The 7127-nt window shown below is 55.0% G+C and carries 9 protein-coding genes; 6 read left to right on the top strand and 3 right to left on the bottom strand.

Features of this window, described 5'->3' with window-relative positions; genetic code table 11:
* From D5269_RS16325 to D5269_RS16335, 3 genes are all read left to right on the top strand, one after another.
* On the top strand, window positions 1–1789 hold a 1789-nt coding region (locus tag D5269_RS16325; protein WP_256374388.1), incomplete at its 5' end, for a helicase-related protein.
* The gene (gene mobC / locus D5269_RS16330; RefSeq protein ID WP_120486965.1) at window positions 1786–2124 is read left to right on the top strand and encodes a plasmid mobilization relaxosome protein MobC; all 339 of its coding nucleotides are present in this window, start codon (window positions 1786–1788) and stop codon (window positions 2122–2124) included. The genes D5269_RS16325 and mobC, both read left to right, overlap by 4 nt.
* Before the next feature lie 75 nt (window positions 2125–2199).
* Window positions 2200–3144 (top strand): DUF3991 and toprim domain-containing protein, encoded by a 945-nt coding sequence (locus D5269_RS16335; protein WP_243126930.1) that lies wholly within the window; start codon window positions 2200–2202, stop codon window positions 3142–3144.
* A 2-nt stretch (window positions 3145–3146) separates the two neighbouring features.
* Here D5269_RS16335 and D5269_RS16340 read toward each other — a convergent pair whose 3' ends face one another.
* On the bottom strand, window positions 3147–3389 hold the full coding sequence (locus D5269_RS16340; RefSeq protein WP_120486967.1) for a helix-turn-helix transcriptional regulator: 243 nt from the start codon (window positions 3387–3389) through the stop codon (window positions 3147–3149).
* Between the two features lie 112 nt (window positions 3390–3501).
* Here D5269_RS16340 and D5269_RS16345 point away from each other — a divergent pair, with 112 nt between their 5' ends.
* The 3 genes from D5269_RS16345 (at window position 3502) to D5269_RS16355 (ending at window position 5391) form a co-directional block, all read left to right on the top strand.
* Window positions 3502–4914: a relaxase/mobilization nuclease domain-containing protein gene (locus D5269_RS16345; RefSeq protein WP_120486968.1), complete on the top strand. Its 1413-nt coding sequence runs from the start codon at window positions 3502–3504 to the stop codon at window positions 4912–4914.
* Window positions 4915–5029: 115 nt separating this feature from the next.
* Window positions 5030–5218 (top strand): hypothetical protein, encoded by a 189-nt coding sequence (locus tag D5269_RS16350; protein WP_120486969.1) that lies wholly within the window; start codon window positions 5030–5032, stop codon window positions 5216–5218.
* Window positions 5200–5391: a SymE family type I addiction module toxin gene (locus D5269_RS16355; RefSeq protein ID WP_166545229.1), complete on the top strand. Its 192-nt coding sequence runs from the start codon at window positions 5200–5202 to the stop codon at window positions 5389–5391. The genes D5269_RS16350 and D5269_RS16355 overlap by 19 nt, the downstream gene beginning before the upstream one ends.
* Before the next feature lie 184 nt (window positions 5392–5575).
* On the opposite strand, the gene D5269_RS16360 is transcribed toward D5269_RS16355, so the two are convergent.
* Both D5269_RS16360 and D5269_RS16365 read right to left on the bottom strand, forming a co-directional pair.
* Window positions 5576–6913: an ATP-binding protein gene (locus D5269_RS16360; protein WP_120486971.1), complete on the bottom strand. Its 1338-nt coding sequence runs from the start codon at window positions 6911–6913 to the stop codon at window positions 5576–5578.
* 2 nt (window positions 6914–6915) lie between these two features.
* On the bottom strand, window positions 6916–7127 hold a 212-nt coding region (locus D5269_RS16365), incomplete at its 5' end, for a LytTR family transcriptional regulator DNA-binding domain-containing protein (RefSeq protein WP_147408039.1).

A 7127-nucleotide genomic window follows, 5' to 3' on the forward strand; every position in this document is an offset into this window, starting at 1 on the left:
CCGCCACTTTGACGCATGGGCGGCGGACTTTGGCGAAAAGGTCACGGCGATGGAATTAAAGCCGGAGGGCACCGGCTTCCGCTCCAAGACCCGGTTTGCCAAGTTTTACAACCTGCCGGAACTTATCTCTATCTGGAAAGAAGCCGCCGACATCCAGACCGCCGATATGCTCAACCTCCCCGTGCCAAAAGCGGAATACATCACCGTCACCACCGAACCCAGCGGATTCCAGAAAGAGATGGTGGAGGAACTTGGCGAACGTGCGGAAAGTGTGCGCGGAGGCCAGGTTGACCCTCATATCGACAATATGTTACGCATCACTTCGGACGGGCGCAAGCTGGCGCTGGATCAGCGGCTGCAAAACCCGCTTTTACCCGACGACCCGGACAGCAAGGTCAACGCCTGCGTGAAAAATATCGTGCAGGAATGGCAAAACAGCACGGAGATTTTAGGGACACAATTAGTGTTTTGCGACCTTAGCACACCTAAAGGCGACGGCTCATTCAACGTCTACGATGACATCAAGGCGAAACTGATTGCAAAAGGCATCCCCGAAGCGGAAATATCTTTCATCCACGATGCCAACACGGAAACCCAAAAGGCGGAACTGTTCGCCAAGGTGCGGCGGGGGCAGGTGCGCGTCTTAATCGGCTCCACGGCAAAAATGGGCGCAGGCACGAATGTGCAGAACCGCATTGTCGCGTCCCACGACCTGGACTGCCCCTGGCGCCCTGCCGATTTGGAGCAGCGCGCCGGCCGTTCTCTGCGCCAGGGCAATATGAATGAATCCGTGAAAATGTTCAAGTATGTCACCAAAGGGACATTCGACGCTTACAACTGGGGGCTGGTGGAAAACAAGCAGAAATTCATCGGCCAGATTATGACCTCCAAAAGCCCCGCCCGCTCTGCCGAGGATGTGGACGCCACCGCCCTTTCCTACGCCGAGGTCAAAGCCCTGGCCACCGGCGACGACCGCATCCGCGAAAAAATGGATTTGGATGTGCAGGTTTCCAAGCTGAAAATGCTCAAGGCCAACCACACCTCCCAGCAGTACGAAATGCAGGACAAGGCGCTGAAATACTACCCGCAGAAAATCGCGGAAACCAAGCTGTTAATCGAAGCGCTGACGGCGGACTTGCCAACGGTGCAGGCCCACCCGGTCAAGGACGATGCCTTTTCCATGACTGTCATGGGGCAGACCTACACGGAGCGCAAGGCGGCAGGCGAAGCGGTGATTAAAGCGTGTATGCTGATGGACGACCCGGAAAAGATTGTGGACTTGGGCGAGTTTCGCGGCTTTCCCATGCAGCTACGGTGTGACGGCAGCAAATTCCGCGTTACCATGAAGCAGAACCTGACCTATTCCGCCGAACTGTCTGACGATGCGGTGGGCAACGTCACCCGCATTAACAATGCGCTGGAAAGCCTGGCGGAACGGCTGGACGCGCAAAAGGCGCGGCTTACCACACTGGAAAGCGAACTGGAAAACGCCAAAGAAGAAGCCGACCGGCCATTCCCAAAAGAAGAAGAACTGCGGGAAAAATCCGCCCGCTTAAACCAGCTTAACCGGGAACTGTCCAGGCCAGATAAAAAGGAGGATGAGCAGGAACAAGATAGCAAAGAAAACCCTGATTTGGAGGACGGCAAAGAACCTGCGCCGGTTGTGCCAATGCCCGCTGCGGCGGCTGGCTATAAACCCTCTATCCGTCAGGCAATCCGTAACTATGAACCGCCCACGCCGGTACAGTCCGGCATGGAGCGCCCCCCGCGAAAGGAGGCGGTGCTGTGAGGGCAAAGGAGGGGCGCACGGTGGGGCTGTTCACCAAAGTTTCCCCGGAAGAAAAAGCGGCGATTGACCGTAAGATGGAACTGCTGGGAACCTCCAACCTGCGGGCGTACCTACGCAAGATGGCGGTGGACGGCTACATTGTGCAGCTTGACATGGGCGCGGTGCTGGAACTGGTAAAGCTCCTGCGCTCCGTTTCCAGCAACGTCAACCAGATCGCCCGCCGCTGTAACAGCACCCACAACCTCTATGAGCAGGATGTGGAGGACTTGCGGCAGGGCTATATGGAAATCTGGCAGGGCGTGAACGACCTGCTGAAGAAATTTGAAGCATTGTAAACCACTGCGGCGGGAGCGATTTTTCTTTTGCTCCCGCCGCCCTTTTTTCATTATGGAGGTGATGATTTGGCAGGCGTGACTAAGGAACAGATTGCAAAAGCAAAGGAATGGGACTTGCTCTCTTACTTGCAGGCTTATGAGCCGCAGGAACTGAAAAAAAGCGGCCCCCGCGAATACTGCACCAGAACCCATGACAGCTTAAAAATCTCCAACGGGAAATGGTGCTGGAACAGCCAGGGCATCGGCGGGCGCACGGCGTTAGATTATCTGATTAAGGTGCGCGGCATGGACTTTGTAGGTGCGGTGGAAACCCTGTGCGGGTACTCTGCACCACCGCCCGTCAAACAGACGTTCACAAAGCCTGCGGAGCCGTCAAAGCCGTTTAAGCTGCCCGAAGCCAGCCGGTGCGCTTCTGCCGTGGTGGGCTATTTGCAGGATCGCGGCATTGACCCGGAACTGCTGGGCGTGTGCATGGAGGCCGGGATTTTATACGAGAGCCGCCGGTATCAGAACTGTGTCTTTGTGGGGCGGGATATGTTAGGGAACGCCCGCGCCGCCAGCCTGCGGGGGACGCGGGACGGGTTCCGCATGGATGTGGAGGGGAGCGACAAGCGGTACAGCTTCTGCCTGCCCGCCAGCCGCCCGGACTGTCCCCGGCTGGCGGTGGCGGAAAGCCCTATTGACGCGCTCTCCCTCGCTACATTAGTCAAGCTGTCCGGCGGCGACCCACGGGACAGCCACTACCTATCCCTGGGTGGAACCGGCTCACGCGCCCTGATGCAGTTTCTCCACGACCACCCTCATGTTACACAGATTAGCCTTTGTCTGGACAACGACAAGGCCGGCTTGAAAGGTATCGAACGACTCACCCAGGAAATCCAGAACGATGCCGGACTTTCCGGGCGGGTGAAGCTGATTTACCCTAACCCGCCGAAGCTGGGCAAGGACTATAATGAGTTTCTCTGCACCCATGTTAAGGCGGCGCGGACAGAACAGCGGCAGCGCGACGGGGCGCGGTAATGCTATTTAATTTCCGGCTCTAAATTTTCAAATTCGGGCGCATCGAAAAAATCTATCAGTGTCATATCCAAACCGTCACATATTTTCTTGATGGTTGAAATTTTAGGGTCGGTACTCCTGCCATACAAGATATTTTTGACAGAGGATGGCGGCAATGCCGACATGGTAGCCAGTTTGTTGATGGTAATGTTGCGCTCCGCACATAAACGGAGTATCCGGGTCTTAATTGCTGAAATCGTATCCATAGCCGTATTCTATCCCCTTTTTTATCAAGCATACAAAATACGGCTTGCAAAAGTAGGCTACCCATGCTACTATTTAGGCTATGGATAGCCTTTTCTCTGAAAGGAGGAGCCATTGGCTATATCCAATATTTTACCGCGAAAGATTATGAAAAACCGCACCCGTCAGCAGTCAATGGCAGAACGCCACGACTATGACCAGGAAGAAGAAAAGACTGACGGCGGCGAACTGGTTTCCTCCTATATGTGCAGCCCGGAAACAGCCGCCGAAGAATTTGAAATCAGCAAAAAGCTGTATGCCCAGCTTACCGGGCGCAGCCAGTCGGAAAAACACGACATTATTATGTACCGCATTATCCAGTCATTCAAGCCCGGAGAAATCAGCCCGGAGGAGGCGCACAAAATCGGCTACGAATTGGCGATGAAATTTACCGGCGGGCAGCATCAGTTTGTGGTGGCCACCCACACAGATAAGCGGCACATCCATACCCACATTGAATTTAACAGCACCAACCTAAACTGTGACGCAAAATTCCAGAACGTGAAAAACTCCGCTTTTATCCTGCGGCGCATGAATGATGAACTGTGCCGCGCCCACGGCCTTTCAGTGATTGAGAACCCGAAGAAAAAAGCCAAGTCCCAAAAGGAAATGGCGGCGGCGCAGTATGGTGTCAGCCACAAGAAGCAGTTACAGCAGACCATTGACCGGGTGCTGCCGGAGTGCCAAAATTATGAGGAATTTCTGGCAAAGATGCGGGCCGAGGGATATGAGGTCGTGGACGGAAAAAATCCCGGCTTCCGTCTGCCCGGATGGGAGCGCCCTACAAGGGTGAACCGGCTGGGCGATGATTATACCAAGACCGCCCTGCGCGCCAGAATGACCGGCCAGCGCGGGCGTTCTACGGCAGAAAAAACAGCGCCGAAACGAACCGGCAGAAAGGTCAATCTCCTGATTGACATTCAGGCGAAACTTGCCGCCGGAAAGGGCGCAGGCTATGAACGCTGGGCGAAAATTTTCAACCTGAAAGAAGCGGCGAAAACGCTCAATTTCCTGATGGAAAACGGACTGACCGATTATGACGAACTGGCGCTTCGGGCAGTGCAGGCCGAAGACGGTTTCAATGCGGCTTCACAAAAAATCAAGCAGTTGGAAGCGCGGATGGCTGGTGTAGCACAGTTAAAAACCCACATCATCCAGTATTCCAAAACACGGGAAGTCTACGCGGCTTATAAGGAGTCCCGCCACAAAAAAGAATTTCTTGCGGAGCATGGCGCGGAGATTGCCCAGCACGAAGCCGCGAAGAAAGCCTTTGACGCTCTGGACGGCAAGGCCATTCCCAAAGTGGCGCAGCTTTCAGCGGAATATGCCGCGCTGCTGGAAGAAAAACGGGAACAGTACGAACAGTACAAGGCGCTGCGGCAGGATATGATTACTTACCAGACCGCACTCCACAATGTGGACAAGATTTTAGGATTGGAACCGCCAGAGCAGGCGCAGGAAAAAGAACAGCCCAAACCGGAACGGTGACGCAAAAGTGCCGCCCCATTCCAACCGGGACGGCACTACTTTCTTTGCAGCAGCGGCAGGATTTGTTTTTAAGATTCTCTAATAAACAATAATAACATACGAAAGGGGAACAGAAATGGAACTGAACTATTTTAAGGACAGGCTTTTTGATTTACTGAATGACAGCGAGGGGATGGGGATTGCCGACCTGAACACTGACGAGCAAAAAGGGCTGCTCACGGTCATGACTGAGGACGGGAATGAATTTGAAATCGTATGCCGGCAGGCAGCGGGAAAGGGGGACGGATGCATGACCGCAAGCTAACGGTATGTTACGGGCGCGGCAATTACAAGCAGGCTCCGCCGCAGATTCTTTTACAAGGCATATGGCTGGAAAGGGCCGGCTTTTCTGCCGGGGACAAAATCACAGTGAAATGCCAGGAGGGGCAGCTTACCATCACAAAGGACGGAACAAGGAAAGGTTCAGAAACCTCCTGACGGCGCAAAATGCGCCGCCCCTCTCCTGCGCGGATGTGCAGGAGTAAGCGACCGCAGGGAGCGCAAAGCCACGCCGAAAGGCGTGTTCGGCCTGACGCGCAAGCGGACGGCCTGGGGCTTGGGGGAACCCCAACAAGCGAGCCGGAAATCCGAAAAGGATATTCCGGCTCATTGCTTGCCTACGTTATCGGAAATTTTCTGGCTTGTTTTCAGCAGATAACATGACCGAAACATAAAACATCCCGTCTTTCCATTCAAAGCGGGTATCACCGTTGTAACGCTTTGCAATCACCCGTACCGACTCCGTCCCAATGCCAAAGCCATCGTGACTGGAAGAAAGGAAACGCCCGCCATTGGATTCTGGCGGCTGGTCGCTGGTGTTGTCCAGCGTCAGGTAAAGGGCCTGCTTTCCCTGCTGGCGGATATGCAGGCGGATGATGCGGGGCGCTTTGGAAGCGGCGCAGCCGTCAATGGCGTTTTCCAGCAGGTTCCCCAAAAGGGCGCAAAACTCCGGCTGGGGGATGATGGTTTCTTCCTCCATCTGGACAGAAACCTCCATATCCGTCTGCTGCCTCACCGCCTGCTCCCCGTAGTGGTGCAGTACGGCGTCCACCGCGTAATTTTTGCAGAACTGGCGGACCGTATCCGGCGGCAGGCTCTCCCCATAGGCTTTCACATACTCCGCAACTTTGGCCATATCGCCGCTCTCCACACAGCCCTGCAGCGCCTTAAAATGCTGGCGCAGATCATGTCGGGCGCGCCGGGTGTCCTCAATGCTCTTTTGCAGAATGCGGTACTGAATGGCCTGCATCTGCAAAAGACGGTTCTCCTCTGCCAGACGCATATTCTTTGCCAGCCCCCTTGCCATCCAGTAAAACAGCGCGTAACAAAACAGCAGAAGCGTCAGAAGCGCCAGCACCAGCACCGGATAGAACACCATGACCCGGTTGGTGTAGAGGGTGGAATATTCCTGGGGCTGCATGACAATGCTCAGGCTCCAGAACACCACCGGAAGAATCCAGAATACATACCATGTCCCCGGCATTTCAATCTCATCCAGAAGCCATCTTGCGGCGTGGGTGGCCGGATACCACATAAGCCCCAGCAGCGTCCAGCAAAACAGGGCATAGGCCGCCGCCCCGCCCGGAGAAAAAACCACAGGGCCGCTCTTTGGCGAAAGCAGGGCGTCCGCCAGGAATGCCAGGTTCCTCAAATTGGAAAACGTCCCGCAGACCGCCAGGAATACGCTGACGGATTTCCAGTAAGACAGCGTGACACTCCGGCAGTAGAACAGGGCAAAAAACACCAGCGAAGGAACCATCCAGAGATTCGTGTCCCACCGGAATCTGTAACAGACAGCGCCGCCCACACCAGCCCACAAGAACAGAGCAGGAATGCCCCATAAAGCAATCTGCCTGCCCTTTCCGTCCAGGTGTCCTTTCATGGGCAGATAACACGAAACAGCGCCGGGGATAAGAACCGAAAGCTCCAGCATGGGGCAAAGTATTGTATCGTTTCCCATCTCTAACGCCCTCCCCTCATCCGGGCGTAAGTAAAGGCGAGGAACTGTTCCCGCACTTCCCGGTATTTTAACCGGCTGATGGGAACCGCTGTCCCGTTTTTCAAAAGAAAACGGTCGGCCAGCAGCTCCTCCACCTGCTCAAGATTGACCAGGACGCCCCGCGTACAGTCACAGAAATAGGGATAGTCCAGCAGCAAAGCCGCAAAATCCGCCT

Origin of the sequence: Anaerotruncus sp. 1XD42-93, from assembly GCF_009917605.1 — a bacterium.
Classification (GTDB): domain Bacteria; phylum Bacillota; class Clostridia; order Oscillospirales; family Ruminococcaceae; genus Anaerotruncus.

Excerpts from the sequence above, each read along its gene's own strand:
- D5269_RS16340 (WP_120486967.1), bottom strand. The coding sequence starts at position 3,389 with ATGGATACGATTTCAGCAATTAAGACCCGGATACTCCGTTTATGTGCG.
- D5269_RS16350 (WP_120486969.1), top strand. The coding sequence starts at position 5,030 with ATGGAACTGAACTATTTTAAGGACAGGCTTTTTGATTTACTGAATGAC.
- D5269_RS16355 (WP_166545229.1), top strand. The coding sequence starts at position 5,200 with ATGCATGACCGCAAGCTAACGGTATGTTACGGGCGCGGCAATTACAAG.
- D5269_RS16360 (WP_120486971.1), bottom strand. The coding sequence starts at position 6,913 with ATGGGAAACGATACAATACTTTGCCCCATGCTGGAGCTTTCGGTTCTT.